Annotated in this window: 11 protein-coding genes; 7 read left to right on the plus strand and 4 right to left on the minus strand. The window is 41.3% G+C overall.

Annotated elements, in window-relative coordinates:
• The first annotated feature begins 2 nt into the window (after positions 1 to 2).
• The 6 genes from DCO56_RS22440 to DCO56_RS22470 all read left to right on the plus strand — a co-directional run bounded on the left by DCO56_RS22440 (position 3) and on the right by DCO56_RS22470 (position 12,909).
• Positions 3 to 3,665 carry a DEAD/DEAH box helicase gene (locus DCO56_RS22440; RefSeq protein WP_108635964.1) on the plus strand — a complete coding sequence of 1,221 codons (3,663 nt, stop codon included), beginning with the start codon at positions 3 to 5 and terminating at the stop codon, positions 3,663 to 3,665.
• Positions 3,666 to 3,901: 236 nt separating this feature from the next.
• A complete protein-coding gene (locus DCO56_RS22445; RefSeq protein ID WP_108635965.1) occupies positions 3,902 to 5,188 on the plus strand; it encodes an ATP-binding protein in 1,287 nt (428 codons plus the stop codon).
• 240 nt (positions 5,189 to 5,428) lie between these two features.
• Positions 5,429 to 5,830 (plus strand): hypothetical protein, encoded by a 402-nt coding sequence (locus tag DCO56_RS22450; RefSeq protein ID WP_146191116.1) that lies wholly within the window; start codon positions 5,429 to 5,431, stop codon positions 5,828 to 5,830.
• Positions 5,831 to 6,122: 292 nt separating this feature from the next.
• Positions 6,123 to 10,637, plus strand: a complete 4,515-nt coding sequence (gene gltB, locus DCO56_RS22460) for a glutamate synthase large subunit (RefSeq protein ID WP_108635968.1) — start codon at positions 6,123 to 6,125, stop codon at positions 10,635 to 10,637.
• A 17-nt stretch (positions 10,638 to 10,654) separates the two neighbouring features.
• Positions 10,655 to 12,115 carry a glutamate synthase subunit beta gene (locus DCO56_RS22465; protein ID WP_108635969.1) on the plus strand — a complete coding sequence of 487 codons (1,461 nt, stop codon included), beginning with the start codon at positions 10,655 to 10,657 and terminating at the stop codon, positions 12,113 to 12,115.
• A 359-nt stretch (positions 12,116 to 12,474) separates the two neighbouring features.
• Entirely contained in the window at positions 12,475 to 12,909 is a 435-nt protein-coding gene (locus tag DCO56_RS22470) for a hypothetical protein (protein WP_108635970.1), read from the plus strand.
• A 309-nt stretch (positions 12,910 to 13,218) separates the two neighbouring features.
• Here DCO56_RS22470 and DCO56_RS22475 read toward each other — a convergent pair whose 3' ends face one another.
• Positions 13,219 to 14,511, minus strand: a complete 1,293-nt coding sequence (locus DCO56_RS22475; protein WP_108635971.1) for an esterase-like activity of phytase family protein — start codon at positions 14,509 to 14,511, stop codon at positions 13,219 to 13,221.
• Positions 14,512 to 14,874: 363 nt separating this feature from the next.
• Between DCO56_RS22475 and DCO56_RS22480 the strand changes: the two genes are divergently transcribed.
• Entirely contained in the window at positions 14,875 to 17,889 is a 3,015-nt protein-coding gene (locus DCO56_RS22480) for a VIT domain-containing protein (protein WP_181390645.1), read from the plus strand.
• Positions 17,890 to 18,009: 120 nt separating this feature from the next.
• On the opposite strand, the gene DCO56_RS22485 is transcribed toward DCO56_RS22480, so the two are convergent.
• From DCO56_RS22485 to tgt, 3 genes are all read right to left on the minus strand, one after another.
• The gene (locus DCO56_RS22485) at positions 18,010 to 18,921 is read right to left on the minus strand and encodes a DMT family transporter (RefSeq protein ID WP_104384968.1); all 912 of its coding nucleotides are present in this window, start codon (positions 18,919 to 18,921) and stop codon (positions 18,010 to 18,012) included.
• Between the two features lie 106 nt (positions 18,922 to 19,027).
• Entirely contained in the window at positions 19,028 to 20,107 is a 1,080-nt protein-coding gene (locus DCO56_RS22490; RefSeq protein ID WP_108635973.1) for an LptF/LptG family permease, read from the minus strand.
• A 102-nt stretch (positions 20,108 to 20,209) separates the two neighbouring features.
• On the minus strand, positions 20,210 to 21,340 hold the full coding sequence (gene tgt / locus DCO56_RS22495) for a tRNA guanosine(34) transglycosylase Tgt (RefSeq protein WP_108635974.1): 1,131 nt from the start codon (positions 21,338 to 21,340) through the stop codon (positions 20,210 to 20,212).
• Between the last annotated feature and the right edge of the window lie 113 nt (positions 21,341 to 21,453).

Below are 21,453 nucleotides of genomic sequence, written 5' to 3' on the forward strand. Positions count from 1 at the left end.
TCATGGATATTCAGTTCAGCCCCTTCAACACTTTTATACAGAAGAATACTACAGCGCGCACACGCGATAAATATGCAGATTCTAGGATAGTGAAAATTGATGTACAGGATTGTTATATCAAGGCACGGGTAAGAGGTACCAGTACGTACAGTATTGAAATTTACTACGATAAGTTCCAAGTTTTCGACGCCCACTGTACCTGCCCGTATGATAATGGCGGGTATTGCAAACACATCGTTAATGTACTGGTAAATGCCGATCGACATTTAAGGAGCTTAGATACACAATCTTTTCTATTTCCTGAAGAAACGACCACAGAATTAAACATTACAAAAAAAGATAAAACATTTACTCTCGCTAACAGCGATATACTTACAACTCCACAATTAAGTTCGAACACTTTCCCAAAAAGTCGAAGATATAACGCGGTTAGAATGAATTTACATGCAGCTCAATACAATATCAACGAGTTAAATGGAAAAATAATTGCTTACCAAGGCTATCAGGTCCAAAACCTTAATATTAGCATCGTTCAACAAGACAATGATTTGCTCTTGACCTGTGACTGTTCCAATGACAGCAATCGAATATGTGAACACCTCGATTTTGCGGTCAGTGAAATAAAAAGAGAAAAGTTGCTCCAATTACCTTTCAACGTATCGGAACGTCATAAGATATTAGCTAACAAGGCTAAGGAGGATGGATGGAGCGAAATAAAAGACTATGATACGTTTTTTAAAATCTACATGGAGGGAAAAAAAATCCATATAGCCCCCAGAATCAATGTATTGTCCTACAATCAGTTTTTAACAAGCCGATTCAAAGAAAGAATATTTCCTGGCATTAACCTTCCTACTGAAACCAAAGAGGAATTTCAGGAGTTTATCATTATAGAAAGACAGCCTTATCAGGACTACTTCAAATTTAGTTTAGCTCAAAGCAAGGTGACTAAAAATGGAACCATGAAAGCCCCGGTTACTTTTAATAATTCACTACAGACCCGTGTCAAACGAGCACAAAGCAATGAAGAAATCGCATTTTATAGTTCATTGATGATGGGCAACTCGGAAGACAAGCGATCCTTAGGAATAGATTATTATAAAGATATTATCAAAAACCCACTAGGTTTAGAATTCTTTCTGTTATTGCCGGCCCGCTATTCAGACAAAATAAACCTTAAGCACTTACACTCATACAGGCTACAGCAATCCCCTATAAGTATAAAGATATCAGTCAAGGAAGATGGCGATTATTATCGCATTGAATGTCACATAGAGGTCGAAAGGAAAATGATAGCCTACCACGAAGTTGAGTTATTTGATTATATCTTTACCTATAAAGAAACCTTGTACTGCCTCAACAAAGAAAGCGAAAGAAATGTATTGCGATTTTTTGAAGAAAATGGCTCGCATGTCTTTATTCAAAAACACCAACTTGAGTCCTTTCAATCTGAATTTTTAGGCCCTTTAGAAAATATTGTAACAGTAAGCTATAGTTTCATTAAACCTGCATCAAAAACAATGATCAAGCAAAATGGATTTGATCAAATTAACAAACAACTGATCTACCTATCCGAACTTAATGATTTTATTTTAATAACACCAGCAGTTGCCTATGGTGACACAGAAATTCCACTACTTTCCAAGCGAACTTTATATATCAAACAGGCTGATGGCACGTGCTATGACGCTGAGCGCGATAACCTCTTAGAGCAAAAAGCCCTTGATAGTATACAAGCACAGCACAAAAGTTTTAGCGATGTACCACAGACCGAATTCTACTATCTCCATAAAAGAGAATTTCTGGACAGCGGTTGGTTCATCGATGCATTCGAAGCTTGGCGTCAAGCAGGTTTTACTATACTCGGATTTAACAAGCTAAGAAACAATGTCTATAATCAACATAAAATAACTGTAAAAAACAGTCTAAAATCCGGCATCGATTGGTTTGATATAGAAACTGATATATCCTTTGGAGACCAGCAGGTTACACTCAGACAACTACAAAAGTCTGTACTCAACAAATCTCGATATATTGAACTGAGTGATGGAACGCAGGGCATTTTACCGCAAACATGGATTGAAAAATTTGAGCGATATTTCCGTGCAGGAGAAATAAAGGAGGGCAGTATCCGCGTGCACAAAAGTAATTTTCAGCTCATTGATGAGCTGTTTGAAAACGAGATATTAACGCAGGATGTTCAGCTCGAACTCAGTCAATATCGTAAGAAACTCGCTGAATTTCATTCGATCCAACAAGTCAAGGTTCCTATAAAGCTAAAAGCCAAACTTCGGGATTATCAGAAAGAAGGGCTTAACTGGTTGAATTTTTTAAGCGAATTCAACTTTGGAGGTTGTTTGGCAGATGATATGGGCTTGGGTAAAACCATCCAGATCATTACCTACATATTGAGTCAGCATGAAAAAGGCAACATGGCTCCTAACCTAGTTGTTCTTCCGACTTCATTGTTATTCAATTGGCAAAAAGAAATAGAAAAATTCGCCCCTCATCTCAAGTATGTAACATTATATGGGAGCGGCAGAAATACAGCACAGCTTGATGTTAACAAATACCATCTTGTGCTTACCACCTATGGTACATTGTTATCGGATATTAGTTTTTTAAAGGAGCAATTTTTTAACATTATTGTCCTTGACGAATCACAAGCAATTAAAAATCCAGAGTCGAAACGCTACAAAGCTGTGAAATTATTAAATGGTAGGCAGCGTCTTGTTTTAACAGGAACTCCTGTAGAGAATAATACTTTTGATCTATTTGCGCAGCTTTCCTTTGCCATGCCAGGGTTGTTGGGTACGTCCAAGCGATTCACAACAGACTATTCCACACCTATCGACAAATTCCAAGATAGTGAACGTGCAAAAGAGCTTCAACAAAAAATATATCCCTTTGTGTTACGCCGTACAAAAAAACAGGTTGCTACTGAACTACCTCCGAAAACGGAAATAATCCACTACTGCGAAATGGGTGACGACCAAAAACGAATATATGACGCTTATAAGCTCGAATTTCAGAAATACTTAACCGGACTCAATGAAGAGGATATTCAGTCTTCGAGTCTTCATATCTTACAGGGAATAACCAAATTAAGACAGATTTGCAATTCTCCATCCCTGCTTAGCGACGAAGAATATTACGGAGAGGATTCTGCAAAGATCAAGGAGTTGATCCATCAAATAAAAGCGCTTAAAGATGCACATAAAATATTAGTTTTTTCTCAGTTTGTCGAGATGCTGGATCTTATAAAGAAGCAACTTGAACAAGCAGATATAGGATATACTTACCTCACAGGCAAGACAAAAAACAGAGAACATGAAGTTGAACAGTTTCAAGAAGATGAATCAGTACGTGTTTTTCTCATTAGTCTAAAAGCGGGAGGAACAGGCTTGAATCTTACACAGGCTGAGTATGTCTTTTTGGTAGACCCATGGTGGAACCCTGCAGTAGAAAATCAGGCCATAGATCGAGCTTACCGAATAGGTCAGCAACACAAAGTAATTGCTATACGACTCATAACTCCTGATTCAATAGAAGAGAAAATCATGGAATTACAACAGCGCAAACGTCAATTGGCAGATGAATTAATCCATACCGACAATAGCATCTTGAAGTCACTGAAAAAGAATGATTTGATTAATTTGCTTTAAATTCTATTGAGAAGCCAACGCATATTTTGTAGATTGAAGCATCGAATTATTTTGATCTATTTTTTAACAACACTTATTAATACAGTCAGGATATTTCACAGAGATAATACTTCGTTAGGGATTCAGGATTTGACCCAAGAAATATCCTACATAAAAATGTATAAAACAACAAAAACTCGTACATAAAAATGTATAAAACAACAAAAACTCGTACATATTTTTTGTAAATTTGTAGTATGAAAAGAGATTTATATCACAAACTACAGTCTTGGAAATTTAGAAAGGATCGTAAACCACTGATTATTCAAGGTGCACGGCAGGTGGGCAAAACATGGCTTATGCGCCACTTTGGAGAGGCCTCGTATCCTAAGGTAGCATATGTGAACATGGAAAGCAACCCCTTGATAAAAAATCTTTTTACAACTGACTTTGATATAGACCGCATCATCTTGGGCTTACAGATAGAAACTGGTGTTTCCATCGACGCCGACACCTTGCTAATATTTGATGAGATACAGGAAGCTCCCGAAGCCATTACTTCCTTGAAGTACTTTCATGAAAATGCACCACAATACGATATTATCTGTGCAGGCTCCCTTCTAGGAGTAGCATTGCATAGTCACAGATCCTTTCCAGTAGGCAAAGTAGAATTCATGGATCTTTACCCGTTATCATTCACAGAGTTTCTGACAGCTATAGGCGAAGACACATTGGTACAATTGCTCAACAGCAAAAACTGGTCGATGATCAACAGTTTCGCTCCCAGACTACAAGAATGGCTACGTCATTATTATTATATCGGAGGTATGCCCGAAGTCGTGAACACATTTGTAAACAATAAAAACCATGAAGAAGTTAGGGCAGTCCAAAAAAGAATATTAGCAGCTTATGAACAGGACTTTTCAAAACATGCTCCACACGACATCGTACCACGTATACGACTATTATGGAATACTATACCAGCACAACTTATAAAAGAAAATAAGAAGTTCATCTATGGCATCATACGTCAAGGTGCTCGAGCCAAAGACTATGAATTAGCCATGGCATGGCTGATCGACTGCGGTCTGATACACAAAGTGCATAATATCACTAAACCAGCGATTCCATTAAAAGCATACGAGGATTTCAGTGCATTCAAACTATTCTTGGTCGATGTAGGCCTACTTGCTGCAATGACAGATCTGGATGCCCATACATTGTTAGAAGGTAATGTCATTTTTCAAGAGTTTAAGGGGGCGCTAACCGAGCAATATGTACTTCAACAATTCATAACGCGGGACGATCTAAACATCTACTATTGGTCCCCCGATAATTCCAGAGCCGAGATAGACTTCCTCCTCCAATATAAAGGAGATGTTATCCCCGTGGAAGTGAAGGCTGAAGAAAATCTACAGGCCAAAAGCCTACGTGTCTATGTCGATAAGTTCAAACCGCAAACAGCTATACGAACATCCATGAGCAACTATAGACAAGAAGATTGGATGGTGAATATTCCCCTATTTGCAATATCTACAATATAGCAGGATATCACCTCACTTTCGCATTAAATAATCAATGCAGCACGCACTCTTTGCTTTTGACCGAATAGACCTATTTGGGGTATTAGCTCGCTAAAGTATTATTCTGACAAGATACATCATTGCGTTCACACAAAGTATCGGCTACATAAGCCTCTTATACAATACCATAACGCAAATCTAAAAAAGGATATATCGGCGTATTTCAATGCAATGCCCTGTTACTTGGACAGCTCTTGGTTGTTGAAATATACAATCATCTTGGGCGCATTAGCATATTTTATGCTATACATCGCACTTTTTCTTCGTGCTCTGCCGTGGCATATACAAATTGGCACCGATGACCGAAGCTTTCTTTTCACAAGATGGACAGACTACCTCAATATCATGATAAAGCCTTCGTTACGGACTATAGTAAGAGGATTACTCCCCAACTCGCCTTCTTTATTTTATATTCAGTTCATTATCACCTACAAGATTAAACCTATAGATCCTCTAAATTTCCAAGTGCTACAGTCTGTTTTCGAGCACTATGAAGATATGCAGGTAGACGTCGTTTCACTAGATAGAGACTTACAAGAATTTCTGACTATCGTGACCGAAGTCTACGAACTACCAGTATCAATATATACAACAGTACAGTAGTATGTATAAGGCATATAGCACACTACTCAAGAATACAGCCACACTTGTGAGTGAAGTACAAGTTTTATCCAAAATTTGGGGCAAGTTGGCAACCCTCCAAAAACATCGCGACTTATGCATTCAAAGCAGGGGTTTTCACCCCATTTCGATTAAAAACAATAAATACAATATCCATAACAAAAACATTAAAAAGAAACAATAAAATCAAAACAATCACATTTTTATTAGAATATTTATAATTTTATTCATTTTTATTCCTATATTAGCAATGTATAATATTTGAAAAGGAAAGATGATTCAACAAAGACCGAAAACGGAGGGCCTTTACGACCCTAATTTTGAGCATGACGCCTGTGGAGTAGGCTTTGTCGCCCATATTAAAGGGAATAAATCACACGCACAAGTAAAAGACGCCTTGACCATGTTGGAGAACATGGAGCATCGTGGTGCCTGTGGTTGTGATCCCGAAAGTGGAGACGGAGCTGGTATCATGATTCAGTTGCCACACGAATTTTTGTGGGAAGAATGTATCAGCTTAGGAATACAGTTAGAGGAACCGGGATATTATGGAACAGGAATGGTATTTCTTCCAAAAGAAGAAGACATGAACAAAATATGTCGGGACTTGATTGAGGAAGCGGCAGCCGAAAGGGGTATGAAATTCCTTGGCTACCGTCCAGTACCAGTCAATCGTGAAGGTATTGGACCAACAGCGCTCAGTGCCGAACCTGAAATCGTCCAATTTTTTGTTAGCAGACCGGACGGCGTTTCAAACACGGAAGAATTTGAACGCAAACTTTTTGTTCTACGTCGCCTGATCATTCAAAAAGTTAAACAGCAACAAGAATACCCTCTCCCACTTTACTTTGCATCACTTTCTTGCAAAACTATCATTTACAAAGGTCAATTAACAACATACCAAGTCGGCACCTATTACCTTGATTTACGCGATCCTCGTGTGGTATCCGCGTTTGGATTGGTACACTCACGCTTCTCGACCAATACTTTTCCTTCCTGGTCACTAGCACAACCGTTCCGTATGTTGGCCCATAATGGTGAAATCAACACCTTAACAGGTAACCTCAATTGGTTTTACGCTGGAATGCGTGCCCTTTCGTCACCTTATTTCACCGAAGACGAAATGGAAATCCTGCTTCCTATCGTTGATCGGGGCCAGTCGGATTCAGCCTGTCTTGACAATGTTGCCGAGTTGCTTTTACACAGTGGCCGTAGCCTGACACACGTCATGTTGATGTTGGTACCTGAGGCATGGGATGGTAATACCCAAATGGATCCACTAAAACGTGCATTCTACGAATACCATGCAACCTTAATGGAGCCTTGGGATGGACCTGCAGCACTATGTTTTACCGATGGTAAACATATCGGGGCAACACTAGACCGTAACGGTTTACGCCCATTACGTTATGCTGTAACTTCGGATGACCGTGTTGTCGTTGCTTCCGAAGCCGGCGCCCTTCCGATCGAAGAATCTACCATTATTAAAAAAGGCCGCCAACAGGCAGGCAAGATATTTCTCGTCGATATGGAGCAAGGTCGCATCTTAACAGACGATGAAGTAAAAGATCAATTGATCAACCAACAACCTTATAGCGATTGGTTGGACAACTATAAAATCAAGCTAGAAGAACTGGAAGAACCTCGTGTCACCTATACCTATCTTTCCAAAGAATCCGTTTTCAAATATCAGAAGACATTTGGTTTCTCCAGAGAAGACCTCGAAACAATCCTGACGCCAATGGCATTGACCGGATACGAACCAACTGGTTCGATGGGTTCGGATGTTCCGCTCGCTATTCTTTCCGATCAGCCACAACATATCTCAAGTTACTTTAAGCAATTTTTTGCGCAGGTAACCAACCCACCGATCGATCCGATCCGCGAGCGTTTGGTCATGAGCTTGGCGACCTTTATCGGTAATGCGGGCAACATCCTGATTGAGGACAAAAAATTCTGTCACTGCGTGACCTTACCTCATCCGATCCTCACATCCAAAGAACTTGAAAAATTACGTTCTATTGATACCGGATTGTTTCAGGCAAAAACCATTCAGTCCTATTTCCGTTCAGACGGAAAGCCGGGTTCGCTGGAAGCAGGTTTAGAGCGTCTATGCAGATATGCCGATGACGCTGTACGTGATGGTTTTCAGGTATTGATACTTTCGGATCGCGCGATAGATTCCAAACATGCGGCCATCCCTTCTTTGCTTGCCGTATCAGCAGTCCACCACCACTTGATCAAGACCGGTAACCGTGGTGCTGTAGGACTAGTTGTCGAAGCCGGCGATGCTTGGGAAGTACACCACTTCGCCTGCCTATTGGCTTTTGGTGCCACGGCGATCAACCCGTATATGGCACTGGCAAGTATCCGTACCATGAAGGAACAAAACACCTTGGATACTGAACTTACCTGGCCTGAGCTATCCAAAAACTACGTAAAAGCAGTTAACAATGGTTTGTTGAAAATTTTCTCCAAAATGGGGATATCAACATTGCAATCTTATCACGGAGCACAGATCTTTGAAGTACTTGGTATCGACAAATCTGTTGTTGATAAATTCTTCTGTGGCGCAGTATCCCGTATCGGTGGTATGACACTGGATGATCTGGCCAAAGAGGCTTTATCTAAACACTGGCGTGGATTTGAAAAAAGCCGTACACCACAAAACCTATTGCCGGAAGGTGGTATCTATCAATGGAAACGTCGTGGCGAAGGGCACTTGTGGAATCCAGATACCATTCACTTATTGCAGCAAGCATGCCGGACCGGAGACTATGCCACGTATAAAAAGTATGCAACCAAGATCAACGAACAGAAAGAACATATGTTTACCCTTCGTGGACTTTTGGATTTTGCTAAACATCGCAATTCCATTCCATTGGAGCAAGTTGAGCCGGCAAGTGAAATACTAAAACGCTTTGCTACCGGAGCGATGTCCTTTGGATCTATCTCCCACGAAGCACATAGTACCCTTGCCATTGCCATGAACCGCATCGGCGCAAAATCTAACACCGGTGAAGGAGGGGAAGATGAATTGCGTTATCAACCTCTTCCAAATGGGGATTCCATGCGTTCGGCAATTAAGCAAGTCGCTTCTGCGCGCTTTGGTGTCACCTCCAATTACCTGACACAAGCGGATGAATTACAGATCAAAATGGCACAGGGTGCTAAACCGGGTGAAGGTGGTCAATTACCGGGGCCGAAGGTGGATGCCTGGATTGCGAAAACCAGACACTCTACACCGGGCGTCGGTCTGATTTCCCCGCCACCACATCATGACATCTATTCCATCGAAGATTTGGCACAGTTGATCTTCGATTTGAAGAATGCGAACCGCCAAGCACGGATCAATGTCAAATTGGTATCTAAAGCCGGTGTAGGGACGATTGCCGCCGGTGTTGCTAAAGCACATGCTGACGTTATCCTCATCGCAGGTTTTGACGGCGGAACAGGTGCCTCACCGATCAGTTCGATCAAACATGCCGGATTACCTTGGGAACTGGGCCTTGCCGAAGCACATCAGACGCTTGTGAAAAACAAGCTGCGTAGCCGTGTGGTCTTACAGGCCGATGGTCAGGTAAAAACAGGTCGCGATATCGTTATTGCAACACTTTTAGGCGCCGAAGAATGGGGTGTTTCCACAGCTGCCTTGGTTGCTGGAGGTTGTATCATGATGCGCAAATGTCACCTAAATACCTGTCCCGTCGGTGTAGCCACACAAGATCCTGAATTGCGCAAACTTTTCTCCGGAAAACCTGAAGATATCGTCAACCTATTCACTTTCCTTGCCGAAGAAGTACGAGAGACCATGGCATACCTCGGCTTCCGCACCATCAATGAAATGGTAGGCCGTGCTCAGTTCCTCAAAAAACGGGAGAACATCGACCATTGGAAAGCAAAGAAAATCGACTTTACGGATATTCTCCATGTTGAGCGCAATGAACCCGGACAATCATTGTACAATACAGAGGAGCAGGATCACGGCATGGCCATGATTTTGGACTGGGGATTATTGAAACAATCCAAGCTAGCGTTGGAAAGCAAAACACCGGTCTTCGGAACGTTCAAAGTAAAAAATACGGATCGTACCATCGGCACAATGCTCTCCAATGAGATTTCCAAATTGTATGGATCCGAAGGATTGCCTGACAATACCATTAATTTCAAATTCGAAGGGTCTGCAGGCCAAAGTTTCGGGGCCTTCTCTACCAAAGGACTTTCCTTTGAATTGCAGGGCGAAGCTAATGATTATGTTGGTAAGGGCCTATCTGGCGCTCAACTTGCAATTTATCCAGTGACCGAAAGTGGCCTGATACCAGAAGAGAACATCATTATCGGTAACGTCGCACTATTCGGAGCCACTTCAGGACACCTATTTGTCAATGGCCAGGCAGGCGAGCGTTTCGCTGTGCGTAACTCCGGAGCTACTGCTGTCGTTGAGGGTGTAGGCGATCACGGTTGTGAATATATGACGGGTGGACGGGCACTGATCCTCGGCGCGACAGGACGCAATTTTGCAGCCGGAATGAGCGGTGGTATTGCGTGGATTTATGACATCAATGATGATTTCCGCGAAAACTGCAATCAGGAGATGGTGGACCTGGATCCATTGGAAAGTGAAGATGAAACAGCAATTATTGCCCTATTGAAACGTCATGTATTGTTGACTAATAGCCGTAGAGCAGATTTCATCTTACAAAACTGGGCCCGGGAGAAAAATAAATTTATTAAAGTATTCCCTAGGGAATATAAAAATGTCATTCGTCAAAAATTAGTTGAAGCATAAAATAGGAAGCACAGATCATGGGAAAAATTACAGGTTTTAAAGAATTTGAGCGCGTGCTTCCAACAAAAGAAGCTGTTGAAGGCCGTGTGCAGCACTTCAAAGAATTTAATAAAGGATATTCTGAGAATGAGCTGAATAAACAGGCCGCGCGTTGTATGGATTGCGGTATTCCGTTTTGTCATTCAGGCTGTCCACTGGGCAATGTCATTCCTGAATTCAACGATGCCGTATACGACGGTAAATGGGAAGAGGCTTATCAGATCCTGACCTCGACCAACAACTTTCCTGAATTTACAGGTAGAATATGTCCTGCTCCTTGCGAATCGGCCTGCGTATTGGGCATCCATAGCACTCCGATTACCATCGAAGAAATTGAAAAGCATATCATTGAGATTGCATTCAAAAAAGGCTATGTAAAAGCCCATAAGAGCTATTTAAAAACGGGCAAACGTGTTGCCGTGGTCGGTTCCGGGCCAGCTGGACTCGCTGCCGCAGCACAATTGAATAAAGCGGGCCATGACGTCACTGTTTTTGAACGTGACGATCAGGTGGGCGGCTTACTCCGTTATGGTATTCCGGATTTCAAACTGGAGAAGTCTGTTATCGACCGCCGGATTAATTTAATGAAAGAGTCTGGGATCGAATTTAGCGTCAATACAGAGGTAGGAAAAGACATCAGCTTTTACGAATTGAAAGCTTATGATGCCGTAGTATTGGCTACTGGATCGACCGTCCCCTGGCACATGCAGTTGCCCGGACATGAAGCCAAAGGGATCCATTTCGCCATGGACTTCTTAAAACAGCAGAACAAAGAAGTCAGTGGCATCAGCATTGATCAAGAACGCATTTTAGCGACAGATAAACATGTGGTCGTGATTGGCGACGGTGATACAGGTTCGGACTGCATTGGTACCTCCAACCGCCACCGGGCCAAAAGTATTACACAGATCGCCCGTAAACCAACACCTGCAAAAGAGCGTTTAAGAAACAATCCCTGGCCGATGGACAAAGTGACCTTCGGAACCTCCTCTTCACAAGAAGAAGGCTGTGAACGTCTTTGGGCAACGGAAACGCAAGAGTTTGTTCACGACGAAAATGGCCATGTCAAAGCGGTAAAAATTAAAGAAGTTCAATACGAAGTCGATGAATTTGGTCGCCGTACGAGACTGGGCGAATCCGAAGTTCGGGAAATTCCTGCCGATCTTGTTTTATTGGCTATTGGCTACAAACATACCGAGCAAAGACTACTGGAGCAGCTCGGTGTACGTGTGGATGAAAAAGGAAATATCCTGGCAAACGACAAAGATTACCAAACTTCAGTGGAAAATATCTTCACAGCGGGTGACTGCCGCAAAGGGCAATCCTTGGTGGTCTGGGCGATATCTGAAGGCCGGGAGTGCGCACGAAAAGTAGACGAATACCTCATGGGGTATTCCGAACTTGAAAGCAAGGATTTCTTGGCTACACACCAGGCATAATTATAAATAATAATCCTCATATAACAAAAGCACCTTAAGGTGCTTTTGTTATATGAGGATATCCGCGCCCATTACCGAAAATCTCCCTCAGGGAACGCAAAATACTCCAAGGGGAATTTACTTTGCTCTCAAGGGGATAAACTTTTCCCTTAAGAGATTGCAAAAAATTCCTAGGGGAATTTGATTTCCTCTCAGGGGGATACACTTTTCCCTTAAGGGACTACAAAAAATTCTTAGGGGAATTTGATTTCCTCTCAAGGGGATAAACTTTTCCCTTAAGGGATTGCAAAAAATTCTTAGGGGAATTTGATTTCCTCTCAAGGGGACAAACTTTTCCCTTAAGGGATTGCAAAAAATTCTTGGGGGAATTTGATTTCCCCTCAGGGGGATACACTTTTCCCTTAAGGGTTTGCAAAAAATTCCTAGGGGAATTTGATTACCTCTTAGGGGGATACACTTTTCCCTTAAGGGATTGCAAAAAATTCCTAGGGGAATTTGATTTCCTCTTAGGTGGATACACTTTTCCCTTAAGGGATTGCAAAAAATTCCTAGGGGAATTTACTTTCCTCTCAGGGGGATACACTTTTCCCTTAAGGGACTACAAAAAATTCCTAGGGGAATTTGATTTCCTCTTAGGGGGATACACTTTTCCCTTAAGGGATTGCAAAAAATTCTTAGGGAAATTTACTTTCCCCTCAAGGGGACAAACTTTTCCCTTAAGGGATTGCAAAAAATTCCTGGGGGAATTTGATTTCCCCTCAGGGGGACAAACTTTTCCCTTAAGTTCAGGCTAGCCAGCTAGACCATCTAAAATCAACCTCTACGCCATCCAAACACAGTTTGTAAGAAAATATTTATTACAAATCAATAATTATTAGGGGTAAAATTCCGCCACATGGAGTTTTCCGCTTTTTGCATTTTGGCGGAATTTTACCCCCTCACGTCCTCTCCACTGTCGTATATTGGTATCGTTGCTAGCTCAATAATTTATTTTAAACTTTTAACATTTAAAAATTATGAGTCAATCCAACTTTAGAAAAATGGAAATATCAAAAAATGCCTGACTTTATAAAACAGACATTTTTTGATATAAACCAAAATAATTATTTCAACGGCGTTTTTAATTTAATAAAATAGATGCTATTCTTATCAACGGTTTTTATCGCCGGTAATATCTTCGATTTATAAATCCCCTCTCCCGTAACGCCAAAATCATCGTCGTTACATACAGCGATTAAAGATGAATTAATAACAGCCAATCCTTCGGCTTTGTCATGCGGATATAATTCTTTGATATCCTTCATTAAATCAGCCACCAAAGTTTTGGTAACAGGCTTAATATTATATTTCGCTAAGGTGGCAGCATCTTTTAGTTCTTCAACACTCTTACCATCAAAAATTCTCCCTTTTTCACCGTTATTATCATCAGAAATATCCGTTGCACCCGCAAGATCTATCTGATAGATTTTTTTGAATACATCACCACGTGTTTCTTCTGTCGCATATGCTCCGTCACGTTCCAGCACAATAAAAGTGGAATTGGACACCGCGGCAATTTCACTGACAGCCTGTAGGTCAGACCGTTCCATCATATACACGTACTGCTTGGTATTTCCAGTTGCGATATCCATGGTGACAATGCGGATAATCAAGGAATTCTTCACCGCATCCTTGGATGGATTATAGAGTGGAAATTGCATAATACCGACCAAAGTCTTTCCATCCGGTGTAATGGTCAATCCCTCCATTCCACGATTTGGTCGACGTTTGGCAAAGACCAAGGGTAATTTCTTTCCTGTTGTCCAAGGATTGATCCGCTCAATCTCCTTTCCGGAAGCATCAAAGTGAACGATATGTGGTCCATATTCATCACTTACCCACCAAGAACCGTCAGCGGCTCTTGCCAAGCCCTCCGAATCGATGCCATCTTCGCTCTTTCCCAAATCCTTTCCATTCGTATCCAAAGCTTTCTCTCCCGAACCACCTTTACCCTCAGGGTTCGGCAAGCCGTTCAATTTTACACCGTTTTTATTCTTTAATTCAATCGCAGACTCAAAAACCAGCACATTATCCTTTAATCGAAATTTACCGATCTGAGGGGTAAACATCGGGTTAGCAAAAACTTTACTATCTTTTTCTGTACCATCAATATTTGGCCCGCGATCTGTTAAGAGGTAAAACACGGTCTTATCATTCGGATCCTGAACCATGGAAGAGCCGTACCCGCCATTATATACCTTTACCTCACCAATCGTACCCAATACTTTTGGATCCATGGCTACAGCCTTATCCGGGTAAGTTAAATTGACAATCGGATCAATGATCTTTGATACATCATCCTTACTGCAGGAAGCACACAAAAGAGCAATCCCCAATACACTGTATAATCTTTTCATAATTTATTCTATTATCCTGCAAACATAAACCTCGCATATTAGGGCATCATTAACAAACGTTTAAATAACTTACATCCACCGACCAAATCATAATGACAAATAAAAATAGATTGGCTTTATGGAATTTCGTTTTTCATTGCATCAAAGAAAAAATAGACAAAGAAAAGATGAATCGTTGTTGATGGGGGGATACAAATGAAACAGCCTAAGACTGTGTGAATGCCCGAAAGAAACAATGAGCTGATGATTAAAAAAACGGACTAAAAGCGTCCATTGATACCGATAAGACCAGACAAGTATGCCGCGGAAGGCAGCCTGAATATGTTAAAAAACAAAATAATTGATAAGCAAATCATTTCAAAGATGAAAAAGACAATATTAGCCCTCCTCACCCTATTGGTATTTTCCAATGTGGATACAAAGTCTCAAATAAAACCCACCCGTGAGGTGCCCAGCTTAAAAATAAAAAATGAGCAAGGTGTAGACGCAGCAAAACTCGTCGACCTAAAAGTAGCAGTCAATATTTTTGGAAATATTGCAAACACATCAATGACCATGACTTTCGAAAACACGTCAAATCGGGATCTTGAAGGTGAACTTACCTTCCCGATGCCCGAAGGTGTCTCCGTCAGCGGCTATGCCCTGGATATCAACGGAAAACTACGTCAGGCGGTACCTGTGGACAAAAATAAAGGAACCGAAGTTTTTGAAAGTATAGAAACACGACGAGTAGACCCCGGGCTGCTTGAAAAAGTTGAAGGAAATAATTTCCGGACACGTATCTATCCTTTGCCTTCAAAAGGACGGCGTACCATTCAGATTAGCTATTCCGAGAACCTAACTCCAGAATCCGATCAGGCATTATACTATTATTTGCCTTTGAACTATAATTCCATTATTGAAAATGTTGAGCTGAACATCAACGTTTACCAAGGGAATAAAAAGCCGAGCTTTACTGAACAGCCTGATGGATCCTTGGCATTTGCTGAACAAAACCATAACTATGCTGCCACATTACGCAAGCAACAGTTTAAATCCTCAAAAAATCTCGCAATTAAACTTCCTTTAAACGAAAACGCCACCTCAGGATTAAAACAATCCAACCAGGATGGCAGTTTTTACTTTCTAGCCAATGCGAAATTGGAAATACCTAAACAGACACAAAAAAAATGGGGCAACAGCCTCGCCATTATTTGGGATCGTTCACTAAGTTCAAAAAATAGAGATCTGGAAAAAGAGTTCAGCCTCCTGGATCAGTTTTTCAATGAAAATCAGAATATATCAGTGGATCTAGGCTATTTAGATATTCGTTTCAGCAAAGCCCGCACTTTTCAGATTAACAAGGGAAACTGGACAGAATTGAAGGATTACCTGAAACAGACTGTTTATGACGGCGGTACCGATTATAGCCAAGTAAAGAGCGGAGTTCTACATGGCGCAAATTATCTCTTTTTCAGTGACGGACTTTCTACATTTGGCCAGGGCAAAATTGTACTTGACCAGCCTACTTATTGCATTACCTCCTCAACCAGCTCAGACTATGCCAATCTCAAACAGATTGCCCAGACTCATTATGGGAAAATGGTCAATTTGACAAATACGACGATCACGCAAGCCTATAACATGCTAAATTCGATCGATCAACTCTTTTTGGGAATAAAAGAACAATATGCTTTTACCGAAATCTATCCCGAAAAAGGCTCACCTATTCAATCCTATTTCTCTGTTTCGGGACTTGGTAAAAACAGTGATGCAAAAGAAATCACACTTTTAATTGGTGATGGAACAGACCAAATTAAAGAAATCAAAGTTCCATTAAAGCCTGACAATGGCGAGATTGATCTGCAACAGATCTGGGCGCAGAAGAAAATAGAGGCATTGGACATCCAATATGAAGACCACCGTGAAGAGATTGAAGCGATCGGAAAACAGTTTGGCATTGTCACCCGGAATACAAGTTTAATCGTACTTGAAAATGTGGAAGATTATATACGCTATGCAATTACACCACCAGCAGAACTGCTTCCCGAATTCAATCGACTCAAAAAAGAAGAACGTATAGAAAAAGAAGAGCGTGTGGCGGATCTATTATCTCAGGCCCAAAGTATCACCGAGCAACTCCAATCTTGGTGGAATACCGACTTTCAGCAAAAAACGAAATACCCACAACGGGAGCGATCAGGTCGGTCGACTCATACAACTATTGTTGCTCCCCCAATACCGTCTCGTCCTTCGGCAAGCCCATTGGCTACACCCGCGGTCGTGGAATCCAGATCAGCAGAAGGTGCCACAAACAAGAGCCTGTCTGTGTCCGCCAATTCAAGAGCAGCTAACGCAGCAGTCAGCGCTCAGGAGGAAATGGTTAGTAAAGATGAACTTATGGAAGCCGTCACAGTAAATGCTGTTCAAGCACTAGAAGAGCGAGTCGCTGGAGTACAAGTAACGAATCCCCGCAATCAGGTATCTGGAAAAATAAGTATTCCCGAAATTAAGGAAGACAATACTTACCTAAAGGAGCTTAATCAAGCCAAAGATCCTTACAAAAGCTATCTTCAGCTTCGGGATCAGTATATGGGTACACCAACGTTCTATTTTGATGTCGCCAATTTCTTTTTCAAAAGGGGAGATAAACAAAAAGCATTGCTTATCCTGAGTGCCATGGCAGACCTGCAAATTGAAAATGCTGACCTTTATAAAACCATTTCATACAAACTCAGGGAATGGGGAGACGTCGACAACGCGTTGTACATAACCGGTAAAGTATTAAAATGGCGACCAATGGATCCACAGAGTCATCGTGACTACGCCTTAGTATTACAGGATAAGGGCCGTTACAACGAAGCCTTGGAAGAACTTTATGGCATCTTGATACAAAGCTATTCAGCGGAAGCCGCAAATAGAGATGATGGCATTGAAGAAATCCTTGTCATGGAGATCAATAACCTCATTAAACTTCAGAAAAACGCAACTGCAAAAGTTGCTGTGGAGAAAAAGCTGATTGCCGACCTACCCGTTGACATGCGCGTAGTCATCAACTGGAATTCCCAAAACACCGATATCGATCTTTGGGTAACTGATCCAAACGGGGAAAAATGTTTCTACAGCAACCCCGCTACAGCAATTGGGGGTCGTCTTAGTAACGACTTTACCGGAGGCTACGGTCCAGAACAATTTTTATTAAAGAAAGCGTTAAAAGGAAAATATAAAATAGAAGTTGATTTCTACAACGATAGTTCGCTGACCTTGGCCGGTCCCGCTGCTGTTCTGGCAGAAATCTACACCTATTATAGTACTGGGAGACAGGAACGTAAACTCACGACGATTTACCTTGACAGGGATCAGGAGAGAAATGTTCTGGTAGGTGAATTTGCCTTTTAATTTGCCCGACAATTGAATTCTTGGTATGGTGAACAATCAAGGCGAACCACTGTCAGGAACAGGAATGTGTACAACAAAAGATTACCGGGTTGTCCAAAAAGACAGACTGCCCGGTAATCTTTAATGTAATTTTCGGATGATAAGATCTTTCTGTCTCTTCTCCAATTTTGTTTTCACATAAGGGTAGGTAAACACCGCACCTAGAACGATACAAGCTCCGAGATAAAATCCGCCGCTCATGGTTTCTTTCTGTCCAAAGATCAACATGGCCAAAAGTATTCCATAGACAGGCTCCAAATTCGTCGTCAATGCAACCGTAAAAGCCGATAGCTCTTTCATGACCGCTACCCCCATCACATAGGCAACCGCCGTACAGACTACCCCCAACAATAAAAGGTAAATCAGATCCTGCTGTCCCAATTTCATCTCAGCATTGAAATCCCCAGTAAAAAACATCAATATACTGATCCAAAAACATGCACCCAGCATTTCGTAAAATGTGATCAATGTCGGACTCGATTTCTTAACCATCCTTGCATTGGCAATGGAAAATATACTGGCGCAAAAAGCACAGCCAAGCCCCGCCAGTAAGCCGACCAAATAATGCGTTTCAAAGGAAAATATGGTATAAATCCCCACGATGATCACCAAACCAACCACAATGTCCAATAGCGCGATCCGCTTTTTATTGATAATCGGTTCCAATATTGCCGTAAACAATGTCACCGAAGATAAAGTTACCAACGTGACCGAGACAGTAGAGACTTTGATGGAATAGAAAAATAAAACCCAATGTAGACCAACCACGGCCCCCACCATAAAAAACTGAAGAAACTGTTTTTTGGAAACTACTATCGTTTGTTTGGTCAACAGGAAATAGGCCAGCAAAGAAATGGAAGCTATCGCCACGCGGTACCAAACCAAATGAATCGCAGAAACAGAAATGAGACTCCCTAGAATCCCCGTAAATCCCCAAATCAGGATTGTTAAATGCAGAATTAAGATATTCCGATTTAGATGAATTTTGGACATATTCAATAGAATATAAATTATTTGTAATGGCAATGAAAAATCACCATGCGCAGCACTTATTTTCCCTTTTTTTGTAAGCTGCTTAAGTTGATGATCGTAATCGGAGTTATTTTGGCGCCTTTACAGCCAGATAAATTGCGACCAATAAAAAAGTCACATTTGGAATCAATACCGCAATTATCGGCGGCAATCCGCCTTTCAGTGAAAACATGGTGGCAAATTGGATAAAAACAATATACGTAAAACTTAAGCCGATTCCGACACCAAGACTTAAACCGATCCCACCTCTGACTTTCTTGGAGGAAAGCGCTACCCCCATGAGCGTCAGAACAAATGCTGAAAATGGGTAAACATAGCGTTTATATTTTTCCAGCAATAAGTCATTCATTACCCCCGTTCCCCTCGTTTCTTCTTTATGGATTCGGATATTGAGTTCTCGCGTATCCATGGCAGTAAACATATTATCCCTTAACTCAAAATCAGAGGGCTTCATATCCAATGTCGTATCTTTGACTGTCCCTTTGTCCATTCGCTCGCGTAAGCCATTGATAATACGGTTGGTGTATCCCTCTATTTTCCATTTCGTCGCCACTGAATCCCAAGTAATACGGTCTGCCATCATCTTCTCCTTCAATGTATCCCCTTTGAAAATCTCCAGGACGAAACCATAGCCAGTCTTGGTAGCATTGTCAAAATTGTCAATATACACGTAACTGTTTTTATCCAGCTGCATATGTGTTGATACCCGGGAGTTATCCTTCAACGGTTTCACATAGATATTCTCAAAATCCACCTTCATTTTATTGGTATGCGGAATAATGAATATATTGAATATGAAAGATACAGCAAAGATTATTGTTGCAGCAATCATATAAGGCCGCAACAAACGGTTGAAACTATAACCCGCACTTAATATCGGGACAATCTCGGTCTGATCCGCCATTTTCGAAGTGAAAAAGATCACCGCGATGAAGTTAATTAACGGACAGAGAAAATTAAGATAGAATGGAATAAATCCGGCATAATACTCAAAGATAATCTTATCCAGTGGTGCTTTGTATTTCAGAAAATCGTCCAATCTTTCGGACACATCAAAGACGACCATAACCACGGTGAATATCGCCATCGTGAACACAAATGTTGTCAGGTACTTTTTGATGATGTAACGATCGATTAACGAAAGCATAGTTTTAGATTTGAGTATTAAGATATGAGATTTGAGACTCTACTTCTGCAAGCCCCGAGGCTCACATACTTTATCTATGTTTTATTTTTTTATGTGACTCCATTACAAACGTTGATCCAAAATTTTCACCATTTTATTTTTCCAGTCATAGAATGTACCGTCTATGATTTTCTCCCGGGCTTGATTGACTAGCCAAAGATAAAAATGTAAATTGTGTAATGAAGCAATTTGTGCACCTAAAATTTCCTGTGATTTTATCAGATGCCGTAAATACGCTTTTGAATAGAACTGATCTGCATGTAAGTCGCTTTCTGCTTCAATAGGCGAAAAATCATCCTTCCATTTTTCATTCTTAATGTTGATGATCCCGTTTTGTGTAAAAAGCATACCATTTCTTGCATTACGCGTTGGCATGACACAGTCGAACATATCAACTCCCAAAGCGATATTTTCCAGGATATTCACAGGAGTACCTACTCCCATCAAATAACGCGGTTTTTCTTTAGGCAAAATATCACAAACCACTTCGGTCATCGCATACATTTCTTCTGCCGGTTCACCCACGGACAATCCTCCGATTGCATTTCCGTCCCGGTTAAAGGAGGCTATTGTTTCTGCGGATTTTATTCTTAAGTCTTTGTAAACTGAGCCTTGTACAATAGGAAATAAGGTCTGATCATATCCGTAAAGTGGATCCGTGCTATCAAAACGATCTACACATCGCTTCAACCAACGGTGAGTCATATCCAATGAACGACGTGCATAACCATAATCACAAGGGTAAGGCGTACACTCATCAAAGGCCATGATGATATCCGCACCGATAATACGCTGCGTATCCATCACGTTTTCTGGCGTAAAAAGATGTTTTGAACCATCAATGTGAGAACGGAAAGTTACTCCTTCTTCTTTAATCTTACGCACTTCCGTCAGGGAGTACACCTGATAACCACCAGAATCGGTCAAAATCGGACGATCCCAGCCGTTAAACTTATGCAATCCACCAGCTTTATTCAATACGTTCAATCCCGGACGCAAATAAAGATGATAGGTATTCCCCAAAATAATCTGTGCTTCAATATCATTTTTCAGCTCATGCTGATGAATGGCCTTCACCGTACCGGCGGTGCCAACAGGCATAAAGATGGGAGTTTGAATGGGACCGTGTGCAGTTTCGACAACACCCGCACGTGCTTTTGATAGTGTATCTTGTGCTTGTAGCGTAAATTTCATTAATATTTTCCTCTAAGACTAATTTCATTTTAGTAGACAGACTTTCGCATGTATTTTTCCCAATAATATGGGCAAGACTGTTTTCAACAACGGAAATATGGTTCCGCTTACCA

Origin of the sequence: Sphingobacterium athyrii (assembly GCF_003071065.1) — a bacterium.
Taxonomy (GTDB): domain Bacteria; phylum Bacteroidota; class Bacteroidia; order Sphingobacteriales; family Sphingobacteriaceae; genus Sphingobacterium; species Sphingobacterium athyrii.